We start from the raw sequence: 13000 nt of genomic DNA, 5'->3' as shown, positions 1-13000 counted from the left end.
TCGGATATCGTCAGGCCGCGAGGCTGCGCGGACCCCGCGCGATGGCGACGGCGCCCGTGCGGGACACCTCCGCCAAGCCAAGCGGCCGCATCAGCGCCACGAAGGCGTCGATCTTTTCGGCCGTGCCGGTCATCTCGAAGGTGGCGCTCTCGTGGCTCGCATCGACCACGCGGGCGCGGAAGGCGTCGCCCAGGCGCAGCGCCTCCATGCGGGCATCGCCCCGGCCGATCACCTTGATCAGCGCCAGCTCCCGCGTCAGGTGCGGCCCCTCCAGCGAGAGGTCGGACACTGTGTGAACAGGCACCAGCCGGTCAAGCTGCGCCTTGATCTGCTCGATGATCATGTCCGTGCCGGTGGTAACGACGGTGATGCGCGACAGGCGGCGCTCCGCATCGACCGGCGCGACCGTCAGGCTCTCGATGTTGTAGCCACGGCCGGAAAACAGGCCGATGACGCGCGCGAGCACGCCGGCCTCGTTCTCCACCAGCACGGCGATGGTCGCCGTGCGCTGTGTCGTGTCGGACATGCTCAGACCAGCACCTTGCCCTCGTCGGTGACGCCGGCGACGCCGCCCGTCTGGCCCGCACCGAGGATCATCTCGTTATGCGCGGCGCCCGAGGGGATCATCGGGAAGACGTTTTCCTTCTGGTCTACGCAGATGTCGGCGATCACCGGGCCAGGATGCGCCAGCATCTCGCGGATCACGTCGTCAAGCTGGCTAGCATCCGTCGCGCGCAGCCCACGGGCGTGGAAGCTCTCGGCCAGCTTCACGAAGTCGGGCAGCGAGGCGGAATAGCTCTCGGAATAGCGCGATCCGTGCAGCAGCTCCTGCCACTGGCGCACCATGCCCATGTACTCGTTGTTGAGGATGAAGACCTTCACCGGCAGGCGGTACTGCGCAAGCGTCCCCATCTCCTGAATGTTCATCAGGATGCTCGCCTCGCCCGCGATGTCGATCACCAGCGCGTCGGGGTTCGCGATCTGCACGCCGGCAGCGGCGGGCAGGCCGTAGCCCATGGTGCCCAGCCCGCCCGAGGTCATCCAGCGGTTCGGCTTCTCGAAGCCGAAATACTGGGCGGCCCACATCTGGTGCTGGCCGACCTCGGTGGTGATGAAGGTGTCGCGCCCGCTCTCGCGCGTGATCTCATAAAGGCGCTTCACCGCGTGCTGGGGCTTGATGATCGAGCCCGACTGCTCGTAGCGCAGGCAGTCGCGGGCGCGCCAGCTATCGATCTCGCGCCACCAGGCGGCGACAGCCTCACGGTCCTGCTCGGCGCCGTCGGCCTCCCAGGCCTCGATGAGCGCGCTCAGCACGGCACCGGCGTCGCCCACGATGGGCACGTCCACCTTGACGTTCTTGTTGATGTTGGAGGGATCGATGTCCGCGTGGATCTTCTTCGATCCCGGGGAGAAGGCGTTCAGCCGCCCCGTCACGCGGTCGTCGAAGCGGGCGCCGATGTTGAACATGACGTCGCAGCCATGCATCGCGAGGTTCGCCTCGAGGGTGCCGTGCATGCCGAGCATGCCGATGAAGCGCGGGTCGCTGGCGGGAAACACACCGAGCCCCATCAGCGTGTTCGTGCAGGGCATGTTGGCCATGCGCACGAACTTCGTCAGCAACTCGCTCGCCTCAGGCCCCGCGTTGATGATGCCGCCGCCGGCATAGACCACGGGGCGGCGCGCGCCCTTGAGCAGCGCGACCGCCTTCGCGATCGCCGCGCCGTCCGGCCGCGTCTGCGGGCGATAGGAACGGTGCTCCTCGCGGGGTGCGCCCTCGTAGGTGCCCTTCGCCAGAAGGATGTCCTTCGGCAGGTCGATCACCACCGGGCCCGGGCGGCCCGAGCGCGCCACGTAGAAGGCGTCGTGCACGGTGCGGGAGAGGTCGCCGATCCGCTTCACGAGGTAGTTGTGCTTCGTGGCCGGGCGCGTGATGCCCGTCGTGTCCGCCTCCTGGAAGGCGTCGTTGCCGATGAGGTGCGTGGGCACTTGGCCGGTCAGGCAGACCAGCGGCACGGAATCCATCAGCGCGTCCAGCAGCCCCGTCACTGCATTGGTGGCGCCGGGGCCGGAGGTGACGAGCACGCAGCCCACCTTGCCCGTGGAGCGCGCGTAGCCCTCGGCCGCGTGCACCGCCGCCTGCTCGTGGCGGACGAGGACGTGGCGGATGGCGTTCTGCTGGAACAGCGCGTCGTAGATCGGCAATACCGCGCCGCCGGGGTAGCCGAAGATAACCTCGACGCCCTGCTCCTTCAGCGCGCGAAGGACGATCTCGGCTCCCGTGAGGGTGCTCTGGTCGGTCTGGGCAGGAAGGGTAGCGGACATGGCGGCTCCTCCGGCGAAGTCTCGCGGGAGGGGTGATCTACGGGCCATGCCGCAGCGCGTCAATGCGGCAATTTCAAGAATGATAAGATTTCGTCTATTCGACTTTCTGAAAATTGCGCCTGATGGCTGATCCGCGCATTGATGATATGCGCTGGGCACGGGGCAAGCTCGTGGTGGCGAAACCAGGTGGCCTGCCGCTTCGTGTATTGCCCGATGGCGAGGCAGGCCCGCCGTCCGGCCTCCGCCACGGTGATCCGGCCTGCCAGCATGGCGGAGATTTCCGGCACACCATGCGCGCGCATGGCCGGAAGGACCGGATCAAGACCCAGGGCGAGCAGCGACTGAATCTCCTCCACCGCGCCATCCTGCATCATGGCCTCCCAGCGCGCAGCGATGGCGGCGCGCAGGATCTCGCGCGGCGGGTCCAGTCGGATGGCGCGGAAGGCGTAGGGCGCAGGGCCGGTGGAGGGCGCCTCGGCCTGCCATTCGGCGATGCCCCGCCCTGTCGCGCGCCACACCTCCCAGGCGCGGGCGAGGCGCTGGCTATCCCCTGGCCGCAGACGGACCGCGCTGCGCGGATCCTCGGCGAGCAGGCGCGCGTGCAGGGCGGGCGCGCCTTCCTGCTCCAGCAGCACCCGCGCCTCCTCCCGCACAGCGGCCGGAATGGGGGGGATGGCGGAGAGGCCCTTCGTCAGCGCGCTGAAATAGAGGCCCGTGCCGCCGCAAAGGATCGGCACCCGGCCTTCCTCCCGCGCCCGCGCCATGGCGGCCACGGCTTCCTCGCGCCACCAGGCGACCGAGGCGGCCGAGGCCGCCGGGTGCACGCCGTAGAGCGCGTGCGGCACGGCCTCCTCCTCCTCGGGCGCGGGCCGGGCGGTCAGGACGCGCAGTTCCCGGTAGACCTGCATCGAGTCGGCATTGATCACCACACCGCCGAGCCGCCGCGCAAGGCGGAGCGCCAGGGCCGACTTGCCCGACGCGGTGGGGCCGGCGATCAGAAGGGCCGGAGGATCCTCGGCGTTCATTTGCTCAGATCGGGCTCCGCGGGCATGAACCGCCCCCATGTCGCACGTCCTCACCCTCGTCGCACCCCCGGGGCAGCTCCCGCCTGCCCTACCTGCCCGCGCGCGGGAGGCCATCGCCGCCCTCGGGGCCGATCCCGGCACACCGGACTGGCTCGCCGAGACGGAAGCGGCCGACCTGCCCTTCACCGGCCTCAACCCCGAGCAGGCGGTGGCCGCCGTCCGCGCCGCGATCGGCGACGCTCCCGTGGACGCCATCGCCCAGCCCGTCGAGGGCCGGCGCAAGGGGCTGCTGGTGGCGGACATGGACAGCACGATCGTCACCTCCGAGACGCTCGACGAACTGGCCGCCTATGCCGGGCTCAAGGACCGCGTGGCGGAGATCACGCGCCGGAGCATGAACGGCGAGATCGACTTCGCGACCGCCCTGCGGGAACGCGTGGCCATGCTGAAGGGCCTTCGCCTTGAGGCGCTGGAGGCGACCTGGCAGGGCACGCACCTCATGCCCGGCGCCCGCGCGCTGGTGCGCACGATGGTCGCGAACGGCGCCCACTGCGCCCTCGCCTCCGGCGGCTTCACCTTCTTCACAGGCCGCGTCGCCGCTCTCTGCGGCTTCTCGAGCCACCACGCGAACGTGCTGCTCGACGACGGCGCGGCCCTGACCGGCGCGGTGGCCGAGCCGGTTTTCGACCGGGATGCGAAGCTCGCCACGCTCACCGCGCTGGCGGCGGAGAAGGGGCTGCCCCTGTTGGCGACGCTCGCGGTGGGGGACGGCGCGAACGACCTTGCGATGATCGGCGCAGCCGGGCTGGGCGTCGCCTATCGGGCGAAGCCGGTGGTGGCCGCCGCCGCGCGGGCGCGCGTGGACCACAACGACCTGCGCGCCCTGCTCTATGCCCAGGGCTACCGGGCAGCGGAGATCGCGGCCGACTGATCCAGGCCGAAGGCCTCGCGCAGCCCGAGGCGTCCGGCGGGCGTGACCGTCAGCGCCCGCGAGCCCGCCACGCGCCGCATCCAGCCGAGTTCGAGGCACCGCCGGCAGAGCGCCGCACCGAGCGCGCCGGCGAGGTGCGGCCGCCGCTCGCTCCAGTCGAGGCAGGGACGACAGAAGGAGCGCCCTCCAGCGGCCGGCACGTCCACGCCCAACTCGGCGAGGAAGGCCTCGCCCGGCGCGGTCAGCACGGCGCCGTCCGCCGCCAGGTCCAGTTGGCCGCGCGCGACCATCGCATCCGTCATGCCGACCGCCACCCGCCCGGCGAGGTGGTCGTAGCAGGTCCGGGCCTCGCGCAGCGCCGCGTCGCGCGGGCCGGTGCGGGGCGGGCGGCGCGCGCCCGAGAGGGCCATCAGCCCTTCCAGCACCCGTGCAACCTCCGGCGAGGCGAGGCGGTGATAGCGGTGCCGCCCCTGCCGCTCCACGACCAGCAATCCCGCCCCCACCAGCCGCGCGAGATGGCCGCTGGCGGTGGTGGGCGCGATGCCCGCAACGCCGGCCAGTTCTCCCGCCGTGAGGGCGCGCCCGTCCATGAGGGCCGAGAGCATCCCCACCCGCGCGGGATCCCCGAGGGCGGCGGCCGTCTCGGCCAGGGCGGCGGTGCTGACCATGGAGCGTCTCCGAGGACTCCTCGCCGCGATACCGCGCGGCGAGGCGGCCATGCTACGGCCAGGGCCGAAGCATTCGAGACCAGGAGCAGCCCAACCTTGCCGGGCACCACCGGGAGGACGCCATGGATGCCGCGCTGATCGCCGCCACCTTCATCATCGCCGGATTCGTGAAGGGGGTGATCGGACTGGGCCTACCCACCATCGCGATGGGCCTGCTCGGTTCCCTCATGCCCCCCTCCCAGGCCGCGGCGCTGCTCGTGATCCCCTCCATCGTGACAAATCTTTGGCAGATGGCTGGCGGGCCCGGCCTCGGGCCGCTGCTGCGGCGGCTCTGGCCGATGCTGGCTGGGATCGTCGCCGGAAGCTGGCTCGGCGCCGGGCTGCTGACTGGGGCGAATACCGGCGCGGCCATGGCGGGGCTCGGCCTTGCCCTCCTGGCCTATGCCGCGGTCGGGCTGCTGCCCTGGAAGCTGCCGCGCGTGCCGCCGCGGCGCGAGGGCTGGGCAGGGGCGCTGGTCGGCGCCGCCACCGGGCTCGTCACCGCGGCCACCGGTGTCTTCGTCATTCCGGCCGTCCCCTTCCTCGGCGCGCTCGGCCTCTCGCGGGACGAGCTGGTGCAGGCGCTGGGCCTTTCCTTCACCGTCTCCACCCTCGCCCTTGCCCTGTCGCTCGGGGCGGAGGGGGTGTTCAGCGCGCAGCTCGCCTGGGGGTCGGCGGCCGCCGTGCTCCCGGCCCTGGCGGGGATGGGGCTGGGCAACGCGCTCCGGCGGCGAGTCAGCGCCGAGGTGTTCCGGCGCTGGTTCTTCCTCGGCCTTCTGGCGCTCGGCGCGCAGCTCCTCGCCCGCGGCCTAGGCTAGAGGGAGCGCAGGGCGGCGCAGACGCGCTCCACCTGGGCGTCGGTGATCTCGGGGAAGACGGGCAGGCTCATTACCTCCGCCGCCGCCCGGGCGGTCTCGCCGCAGCCGGACGGGCCAAGGGCAGTGCGGCCCTTGTAGGCGGCCTGCTCGTGCACCGGCACGGGGTAGTGGATGGCGGTAGCCACCCCCTGCACCCGCAGGCGCTCCATCACCGCCTCGCGGTTCGGCACGCGCAGCACGTACTGGTGGAACACGTGCTCCACGCCCGGGGCGCGGTAGGGGGCCGCGAAGGGGCCGTCGGCCAGGGCGGCGTCATAGGCGGAGGCGACCTCGCGGCGACGGGCGTTGCCGGCGTCCAGCAGCGGCAGGCGCACGCGGAGGATCGCGGCCTGCATCTCGTCCAGCCGGCTGTTCACGCCGGGCTCGTCCGAGATGTAGCGGCGGCGCCAGCCGTACTGGCGGATGGCGCCCATGCGCGCAGCCAGCGCGGCGTCGGGCGTCGCGGTGATGCCGGCATCGCCCAGCGCGCCGAGGTTCTTCGTGGGATAAAGGCTGAACGCCGCGGCGTCGCCGATGGTGCCGAGCATCCGGCCATGGAGCCGCCCGCCATGGGCCTGGGCGACGTCCTCCACCACCGCGATTCCCGCGGCCTGGCAGGGGCCCATGATCGCTTCCATGTCGCAGGCATGGCCGTAGATGTGCACGGGGATTACGGCACGGACCGGCGGCAGGCCGGGCGGCGGGTTGCGCAGGACCTCCAGCAGCTCGGCCGCGTCGATGCAGAAGGTGCGGGGGTCGATGTCGATCAGCAGCGGTGTCGCGCCGACCATCTCGATCGCGGCAACCGTCGCGACCGCGGTGTGGGAGACGGTGGCGACCGTGCAGCCCGGCCCGATGCCAAGGCCGCGGAGGATGAGGGCGATCGCGTCCGTGCCGTTCGCGCAGCCGACCGCCGTCATGCCGGGCCCTCCGGCCGAGAGCCAGGCGCCGAATTCCCGCTCAAAGGCCGCGCCCTCCTGGCCGAGGATGTACCAGCCGCTGGCCAGCACCCGCGCCACGGCGGCGTCGATCGCCTCCTTATGCGCTCGGTAGGCGGCGCCGAGATCGGCCTGGGGGACGGTGATATCCTGTGCGTTCATCGGGGCAGGCCTCAGATCTCGTCGGCGAGGTAGGCGGCAAGGCGGGGGCGGAACCAGTCGACCGTGCGGCGCAGCCCCTCGGCCAGCGCGACGCGCGGGGCCCAACCGGTCAACGCCCGGAAGGCGCGGTCGTCGGCGTGGTAGGAGCCGATGTCGATGGCCGCGCGCTCGGCCGGAAAGGTCTTGAGGAGGTAGCTCCCCTCCCCGGCCGCCGCCACCATCGCGTCGCCCAGGGACTGGAGGCTCACCGGGGCATCCCCGCCGAGATTGAAGGGCCGGCCCGCCGCGCCGCCGGGCGTCTCAAGCGCCAGGGCTGCGGCGAGGAAGGCCGCCACCACATCATCGACATAGGAGAAGTCGCGGAGCTGCTCGCCGCCCCAGACCTCGAAAGGCTGCCCCTCTAGCACGCGCCGCACCCAGATGCCGAGGAAGGTCTGGCGGGCGTCCACCACGCGCATCCGGGGCCCGTAGCAATTCGTCAGCCGCAGTGCCGTCACAGGGCGCCCGTGCACCCGGTTCTCCAGCAGCCAGTACTGCTCGGCCGCGAATTTCGACACGCCGTTGGCGTCGGGCGGCACGATCGGGTGGTCCTCGGCCACGGGCAGGCTGCGCGGGCGGCCGTAGAACTGGCGAGTGGAGGCGTGCACCACCCGCGCCAGCGGCGCCGCCTCGCGCAGCGCCGCGATCAGCCGGAGCTGGGCATGGCCGTTGATTGCGAGGTCCGTGAAGGGATCGGCCTGGCTGCCGGCATGGCTCGTCTGCCCCGCCATGTTGAAGAGGACATCGATGCCCTCGGCCAGGGGGTGCAAGTCCATGTCGCGCAGGTCGCCCTCGACCAGTCGCGCGCCGCTGCCCTCGAGGTTGCGCCGGCGGGCGCCGGTGCCGGGCATCAGCGCGTCGAGCGCCACGACCTCCGCCCCCGCCTCGCCCAGCGCCTGGCAGAGCGCCGAGCCGAGGAAACCCGCCCCGCCCGTCACCAGAACGCGCCTGCCCTGCCAAACCCCGTTCATCGCCGCCCCTTGAACCGCGCCGTCTTCCCGGCATCGCCCATCCTGGCCAGCGGCCGGGGCGGAAGAGGGACCGAAATGCGGCGGCCGCCGGGCAGTGTCCAGGGGGTGTCTCGCTGGGGCGGCGGGCTCATGCGCCCCCCTCGCCCTTGCCACCCTCGCCGACGGAGAGGCGGCTGCGGGTGATCTCGAAGAAGCCAAAGAGAAGGAGGATCTGGCCCGCGAGCACCTCCACCGCCGCCAGCAGCCGCGCCCCGTCATCAGTCGGCCAGATATCGCCGTAGCCGACCGTGGAGATGGTCACGATGCTGAAGTGCAGGGCGTCGCGGAAATTCAGCCGTATCGGGCCCGCGGGGCCGGAGAACAGGGCAATCTGCGAGTGGCCGTCCGCGATGCGGAACAGGCAGGCGAAGACGATGGTAATGAGGGAGAACAGAGCGGCATAGGCCGCGATCGGCACCACCAGCGCCACCACCCGCCCGCTGATCGCGTCCATCAACTGCGCCATGTCCACCATCAGGCGGACGAGTTCCCGCACGGTGCCGGCGGCCAGCGCGCCAATCAGGCCGGCGCCGCCCAGCATCACGATCCCCTGCCACAACGGCGCCAGCCGGTTGAACGGGAAGGAGAGGCTCGCCGTCGCGATGATGGCGAGCAGGAGGATGATCCGCCCGATGCGCCGCAGGTGCCGCTCGTCCGGCGTCTCGCCCTCCTCGACGATGCGGCGGAGCGAGGCCTCGCTCGCCAGCACGGCCAGGAGGAAGCTCGCCATGGGAAGGAGGAAGGCGAGGCCCACCAGCGCGTCCGGCGCCTCCGGGAAGGCGGTGCGCGCGATGACCGCGAAGAGCGCGGCATAGGTCGCGAAACCGATCGCCGCCCCGAGCGCGAAGTCGAGCCCCTTCGGGAAGACGCGGAACAGCACCGCGAAGCCGAAGCCGGCGGTGGCCAGCACGACGAGGGGGAACCAGATCCCGTCGTCCCCCACCCCCAGCGCCACGAGGCCGCCAAGGCCCATGGTCGCCAGGAAGGGCCGCAACCAGGCGCGCTGGCCGGTCAGGTTCATCCGGCGGGGGCCAAGGCGATGCCGGTGATCTCAACCCGCCAGGACGGGTTCACCAGGGGCGCCTGGATCGTCATCCGCGCGGGCTTCGCGCCCGGGTCGAGCCAGGCATCCCAGGCCCGGTTCATCGCGGGCGCGTCCTTGATGTCCGCCAGGATGATCTGCACCTGGAGCAGCGCGCGCTTGTCCGTGCCCGCCTCGGCCAGCAAGGCGTCGATCTGGCGGAGGATGTCGGCGGTCTGTCCCTCGGCGTCGAGGGTGGCGTCGTCGGCCACCTGCCCGGCCAGGAAGACGAAGCCGCCCGCCACCGTCGCGCCGCTCAGGCGCTCCTCCTCCGCCAGACGCCGGATTGCCATCATGTTCTGTCCTCGCTGCCGCTTATAATAGCGGGGCCGTTGTGCCGCCCGGGCGGGCCTGCCAGCAAGGGGCTGCGGTAGGGGATCGGCGGGGCACCCTCGCGGAGCGAGGAGCCTGCTCCCGGCGCGGGCGCGCCGTGCAGGCGCCGCCGGTCCGCGGCACGTTCAGCTCAGCGGCGGCTCGCCCTCGCCGCCGGCGTGGCGGAAGCCGACACGCATGCCGTTGGCGGGCGCCCGGTCGAGCTGCGGGTGCAGGTGGTAGCGCGCGCCGACCGCCTCGGCCGCCGCGGCGATATCGTCCTTCTCACCCTCCGTGCAGGTGATCGTCACCGTGCCGCGCGTCTCCGCAGCCTGGCGCAGCCGGTCGTCCCATTTCGAGGCCATGTCCATCTCCTTCGTCGCCTTTGCGGCGATCAAAGAGAAACGCGGCAGGCACGGGCGCGTGGCAGGCGCCCCGCTCAGCCCGAGAGATGCCGGCGCCGCAGCACCCGGGCGAGCACCCCTTCGACCGGCCCCGCGACGACCGAGACCAGCCAGACCAGCCCGGCCGCCAGCACCACCGCCGGCCCGGTGGGCACGTCCAGGTGATAGGAGGCGAGGATCCCCGCGACGGAGGAGAGGATGGCGATGCCGGAGGCCGCATAGGCCATGCCACCCACGCCCCGCGCCCAGTGCCGCGAAGCGACGGCGGGCAGCATCATCAGCCCGACGGCCATCAGCGTGCCCAGCGCCTGGAAGGCCGCCAGCACGTTCAGCACCACCAGCCCCATGAAGAGCATGTGCCAGAGCCCGCCGCCCGCGCGCTCGGCCGCGGCGAAGGAGGGGTCGAAGCACTCCAGCACCAGCGGCCGCCAGGCGAGGGCAAGGGCCAGGAGGGTCAGCGTGGCCACTCCCGCCATCATCAGCAGCGCCGGGTCGTCCACGCCGAGGACGCTGCCGAAGAGAAGGTTAGTCAGTTCCACAGATCCCGCGCCCATCGAGATCATGACCACGCCGAGGGCCAGCGCCACGAGGTAGAGGGCGGCGAGGGTTGAATCCTCCCTCCCCCCCGTGGCCCGGGAGAGCGCCCCGGCACCGAGCGCGACCACCAGCCCCGCCACCAGCCCGCCGAGCGACATGGCCGTGACCGAGAGCCCCGCGACGAGGAAGCCCGCGGCGATGCCCGGCAGGATGCCATGGGCAAGCACGTCCGCCGTCAGGCTCATCCGCCGCAGCACGAGGAAGACGCCGAGCGGGGGCGCCGCGACCGAGAGCGCGAGGCAACCGACCAGCGCGCGCCGCAAGAAGCCGAACTCGGCGAAGGGCGCGATCAGGAGGTCGTAAGGAAGGGAACCGGACAGCAGGGGATCAGGCGGCCCGATCGCAGGGGGCGGCGGCGGCGTCCCAGCCCTCGGCCATCATGCGGGCACGCATCCGGTTGGCGGCGCCTAGCGCCTCCTGCGTACCACCCCAGGCGATGGGGTCGCGGGCGAGGAGGAGGGTTTCCGGGAATTCCCGCCGCACGAGATCGAGGTCGTGCAGCACGGCGACCACGGTGCGCCCCTGCCCGTGCCATTCCCGCACGAGGCGGAGCAGGTCGGCCGCGGTGCGCGCGTCCACGGCGTTGAAGGGCTCGTCCAGCAGGATGATGGGGGCATCCTGCACCAGCAGCCGCGCGAAAAGCAGCCGCTGGAACTGCCCCGCCGAGAGGCTGCCGACCGGCCGGCGGCCGAAGCCCCCAAGCCCGACCGCTTCCAGCGCCGCCTCCGCCCGCGCGCGCTCCTCGGGGCCGATGGCGCGGAAGGCGCCGGTGCGGGACCAGTGGCCGAGCAGCGCCACGTCCAGGCAGCCAATCGGGAAGGAGCGGTCGAGGGCCGACATCTGCGGCAGGAGGGCAATGCGCCCCGCCGGCCGCTCGATCCGCCCCTCGTCCAGCGGGTGGAGCCCCGCGATGGCCCGCAGCAGCGTCGTCTTGCCGGCGCCGTTCGGGCCCACCACGGCCGTGAGGCTGCCGGGCGCGAACTCGCCGGAAAGGTGGTGAACCGCAGGGTGGCGCTCGTGCGAGAGCGTCACGTCGCGGAGGCGGATCGCCCCGCTCATGCCGCCAGCGCCCAGGCGACCGCGCCCCAGAGCAGCGCCGAGACGGCGGCGCCCCAACCCAGCCGCGGCAGGGCGCCGGCGGAGAGCGAGAGGGGGTCTTCCAGGCGGATGCGGGAGGCGTCGGTCATGGTGTTACGACATAACATACGCCTCCCCTCCCCGGCGTTCAACGCCCACCAACCCCGATGCGGGAAGGACGACCCTGGAGATGCGGCGGCCGGATCGCCACTCTTCGCCAGGATGGACATGACGCCCCCCGATGCCTCTCTTCTCCAAGCCCCGCGGGTAGACCGTGGCGACGACGCCCTGCGGGCGCGGCTGGGCCGGCAGCGGAGGATCGCGAACGGGCTTCTCGCGGGCATGGCGGGGGTGACGCTCGGCTCCTACGCCCTTCCGCCCGGCTATGGGACGGAGCTGCTTCAGGCAGCGGGCAAGGCCGGGCTGGTGGGCGGGCTGGCGGACTGGTTCGCGGTCACCGCCCTGTTCCGCCACCCGCTGGGCCTGCCCATCCCGCACACCGCCATCATCCCGCGCGAGAAGGCGCGGCTGGGCCAGGGGCTGGGCCGCTTCGTTGCGAACCACGTACTGACCGAGGCCGAAGTGCGCCGGGTGGCCGGGCGGATCGATGCCCCCGCGCTGCTGCGCCGCTTCCTCTCGGACCCCGAGACCGTGCGCCCGATGGCCGAGGGAGTGGCGGCCGCCCTGCCCCGCATCCTCCGCTCGCTGGAGGACGGCAGGGCGCGGCGGCTCCTCTTCAGGCTGCTGCCGCGCATGGTCTCCGGCCCGGCCGCCGCCCGGCTGGTCGCGCGGGCGCTGCGACTTCTCATGCAGGGCGGGCGGCACCACGAGGTGTTCGACGTCGCCCTCTCGCAGCTCCGCGCCTTGATGGCGGCGAAGGAGGAAAGCCTGAAAGCCGCCATCGCCCAGCGCGTGCGGGCGGAGGGCGGCGCGCTGGTCGGCTGGATGGCGGGTGCCGCCGTCGCCCGGCGCGTCCTGTCCGCGCTCAACGCCGAGCTGGAGAAGATGGACCCGGAGGACAGCGAGCTGCGCGCCGCCTTCGAGGCCTGGCTGGAAGCGGAGATCGACCGGCTGGAGAACGATCCCGGCCGGGCGGAGGCGATTTCCGCAGCCCTGCGCGGCGCCCTCTCCCACCCCGCCGTCGCCGCTTGGCTGGGCGATGCCTGGACGCGGCTGCGCGGCGCGCTGGAGGCGGATGCGGGCCGCCCCTCAGGCCGCACGGTGTCCCTCATCGCGGGCCTGCTGACGAACCTTGGCGACTTGTTGGAGCAGGACGGCGCGGCTCGGGCGCGGCTGGACCGCGGGATCGAGGCCGCGCTCCTGGCAGTGCTGCCGGCTGCCCAGGGGCGGATCGCAGGCTTCATCGGGGATGTCGTGGCTGGCTGGGACACGGCGACGGTCGTGGACAAGATCGAGTTGCGCGTCGGGCGGGACCTGCAATACGTGCGGATCAACGGCACCGTCGTCGGCGCGCTGGCGGGCGGGGCGCTCTTCGCGATCCTGCACGCGCTGTTCGGACGGGTTTCCTTCTAGGCCGC

Annotated in this window: 15 protein-coding genes; 3 read left to right on the top strand and 12 right to left on the bottom strand. The window is 72.4% G+C overall.

Annotation, left to right across the window (positions count from 1 at the left end):
* Positions 1-10: 10 nt before the first annotated feature.
* From ilvN to miaA, 3 genes are read right to left on the bottom strand one after another with little or no spacing between them, the layout of a single operon-like run.
* A complete protein-coding gene (gene ilvN / locus BO39_RS12465) occupies positions 11-526 on the bottom strand; it encodes an acetolactate synthase small subunit (RefSeq protein ID WP_043833632.1) in 516 nt (171 codons plus the stop codon).
* Positions 527-528: 2 nt separating this feature from the next.
* Complete coding sequence (locus BO39_RS12460) at positions 529-2322, bottom strand: acetolactate synthase 3 large subunit (protein WP_043833630.1); 1794 nt, start codon at positions 2320-2322, stop codon at positions 529-531.
* 59 nt (positions 2323-2381) lie between these two features.
* A complete protein-coding gene (miaA, locus tag BO39_RS12455) occupies positions 2382-3347 on the bottom strand; it encodes a tRNA (adenosine(37)-N6)-dimethylallyltransferase MiaA (protein ID WP_084698075.1) in 966 nt (321 codons plus the stop codon).
* A gap of 37 nt (positions 3348-3384) precedes the next feature.
* Between miaA and serB the strand changes: the two genes are divergently transcribed.
* On the top strand, positions 3385-4278 hold the full coding sequence (serB, locus tag BO39_RS12450) for a phosphoserine phosphatase SerB (RefSeq protein WP_043833626.1): 894 nt from the start codon (positions 3385-3387) through the stop codon (positions 4276-4278).
* Here serB and BO39_RS12445 read toward each other — a convergent pair.
* Positions 4248-4946, bottom strand: coding sequence for an ArsR/SmtB family transcription factor (locus BO39_RS12445; protein ID WP_043833624.1), 699 nt, complete (start codon positions 4944-4946; stop codon positions 4248-4250). The genes serB and BO39_RS12445 overlap by 31 nt on opposite strands.
* Positions 4947-5068: 122 nt before the next feature.
* Here BO39_RS12445 and BO39_RS12440 point away from each other — a divergent pair, with 122 nt between their 5' ends.
* Positions 5069-5803, top strand: a complete 735-nt coding sequence (locus BO39_RS12440) for a sulfite exporter TauE/SafE family protein (protein WP_043833622.1) — start codon at positions 5069-5071, stop codon at positions 5801-5803.
* Here BO39_RS12440 and BO39_RS12435 read toward each other — a convergent pair.
* The 8 genes from BO39_RS12435 to BO39_RS32585 all read right to left on the bottom strand — a co-directional run bounded on the left by BO39_RS12435 (position 5800) and on the right by BO39_RS32585 (position 11590).
* Complete coding sequence (locus tag BO39_RS12435; protein ID WP_043833620.1) at positions 5800-6942, bottom strand: DegT/DnrJ/EryC1/StrS family aminotransferase; 1143 nt, start codon at positions 6940-6942, stop codon at positions 5800-5802. The genes BO39_RS12440 and BO39_RS12435 overlap by 4 nt on opposite strands.
* Before the next feature lie 11 nt (positions 6943-6953).
* On the bottom strand, positions 6954-7952 hold the full coding sequence (locus BO39_RS12430) for an NAD-dependent epimerase/dehydratase family protein (protein WP_043833618.1): 999 nt from the start codon (positions 7950-7952) through the stop codon (positions 6954-6956).
* A 127-nt stretch (positions 7953-8079) separates the two neighbouring features.
* Positions 8080-9012, bottom strand: a complete 933-nt coding sequence (locus tag BO39_RS12425; RefSeq protein ID WP_043833615.1) for a potassium channel family protein — start codon at positions 9010-9012, stop codon at positions 8080-8082.
* A complete protein-coding gene (locus BO39_RS12420; RefSeq protein WP_043833869.1) occupies positions 9009-9365 on the bottom strand; it encodes a RidA family protein in 357 nt (118 codons plus the stop codon). Before BO39_RS12420 ends, BO39_RS12425 begins: the two co-directional genes overlap by 4 nt.
* Positions 9366-9530: 165 nt before the next feature.
* Positions 9531-9749, bottom strand: coding sequence for a hypothetical protein (locus tag BO39_RS12415; protein WP_156963667.1), 219 nt, complete (start codon positions 9747-9749; stop codon positions 9531-9533).
* 74 nt (positions 9750-9823) lie between these two features.
* The gene (locus BO39_RS12410; RefSeq protein ID WP_245615134.1) at positions 9824-10648 is read right to left on the bottom strand and encodes a metal ABC transporter permease; all 825 of its coding nucleotides are present in this window, start codon (positions 10646-10648) and stop codon (positions 9824-9826) included.
* Between the two features lie 64 nt (positions 10649-10712).
* Positions 10713-11444, bottom strand: coding sequence for a metal ABC transporter ATP-binding protein (locus tag BO39_RS12405; RefSeq protein ID WP_043833609.1), 732 nt, complete (start codon positions 11442-11444; stop codon positions 10713-10715).
* A complete protein-coding gene (locus BO39_RS32585) occupies positions 11441-11590 on the bottom strand; it encodes a hypothetical protein (RefSeq protein WP_156963666.1) in 150 nt (49 codons plus the stop codon). The genes BO39_RS12405 and BO39_RS32585 overlap by 4 nt, the downstream gene beginning before the upstream one ends.
* A gap of 100 nt (positions 11591-11690) precedes the next feature.
* On the opposite strand from BO39_RS32585, the gene BO39_RS12400 reads away from it, so the two are divergent.
* Positions 11691-12995 (top strand): DUF445 domain-containing protein, encoded by a 1305-nt coding sequence (locus tag BO39_RS12400; RefSeq protein ID WP_052402009.1) that lies wholly within the window; start codon positions 11691-11693, stop codon positions 12993-12995.
* Positions 12996-13000 lie beyond the last annotated feature (5 nt).

Origin of the sequence: Roseomonas aerilata DSM 19363 (genome assembly GCF_000711725.1) — a bacterium.
In the GTDB taxonomy this organism is placed as follows: Bacteria; Pseudomonadota; Alphaproteobacteria; order Acetobacterales; family Acetobacteraceae; genus Roseomonas; species Roseomonas aerilata.
Note: the sequence above shows the minus strand (reverse complement) of the source record. Positions and strands in the feature narration are given on the sequence as shown.

Excerpts from the sequence above, each read along its gene's own strand:
- ilvN (WP_043833632.1), bottom strand. The coding sequence starts at position 526 with ATGTCCGACACGACACAGCGCACGGCGACCATCGCCGTGCTGGTGGAG.
- BO39_RS12460 (WP_043833630.1), bottom strand. The coding sequence starts at position 2,322 with ATGTCCGCTACCCTTCCTGCCCAGACCGACCAGAGCACCCTCACGGGA.
- miaA (WP_084698075.1), bottom strand. The coding sequence starts at position 3,347 with ATGAACGCCGAGGATCCTCCGGCCCTTCTGATCGCCGGCCCCACCGCG.
- serB (WP_043833626.1), top strand. The coding sequence starts at position 3,385 with ATGTCGCACGTCCTCACCCTCGTCGCACCCCCGGGGCAGCTCCCGCCT.
- BO39_RS12445 (WP_043833624.1), bottom strand. The coding sequence starts at position 4,946 with ATGGTCAGCACCGCCGCCCTGGCCGAGACGGCCGCCGCCCTCGGGGAT.
- BO39_RS12440 (WP_043833622.1), top strand. The coding sequence starts at position 5,069 with ATGGATGCCGCGCTGATCGCCGCCACCTTCATCATCGCCGGATTCGTG.
- BO39_RS12435 (WP_043833620.1), bottom strand. The coding sequence starts at position 6,942 with ATGAACGCACAGGATATCACCGTCCCCCAGGCCGATCTCGGCGCCGCC.
- BO39_RS12430 (WP_043833618.1), bottom strand. The coding sequence starts at position 7,952 with ATGAACGGGGTTTGGCAGGGCAGGCGCGTTCTGGTGACGGGCGGGGCG.
- BO39_RS12425 (WP_043833615.1), bottom strand. The coding sequence starts at position 9,012 with ATGAACCTGACCGGCCAGCGCGCCTGGTTGCGGCCCTTCCTGGCGACC.
- BO39_RS12420 (WP_043833869.1), bottom strand. The coding sequence starts at position 9,365 with ATGGCAATCCGGCGTCTGGCGGAGGAGGAGCGCCTGAGCGGCGCGACG.
- BO39_RS12415 (WP_156963667.1), bottom strand. The coding sequence starts at position 9,749 with ATGGCCTCGAAATGGGACGACCGGCTGCGCCAGGCTGCGGAGACGCGC.
- BO39_RS12405 (WP_043833609.1), bottom strand. The coding sequence starts at position 11,444 with ATGAGCGGGGCGATCCGCCTCCGCGACGTGACGCTCTCGCACGAGCGC.
- BO39_RS32585 (WP_156963666.1), bottom strand. The coding sequence starts at position 11,590 with ATGTTATGTCGTAACACCATGACCGACGCCTCCCGCATCCGCCTGGAA.
- BO39_RS12400 (WP_052402009.1), top strand. The coding sequence starts at position 11,691 with ATGACGCCCCCCGATGCCTCTCTTCTCCAAGCCCCGCGGGTAGACCGT.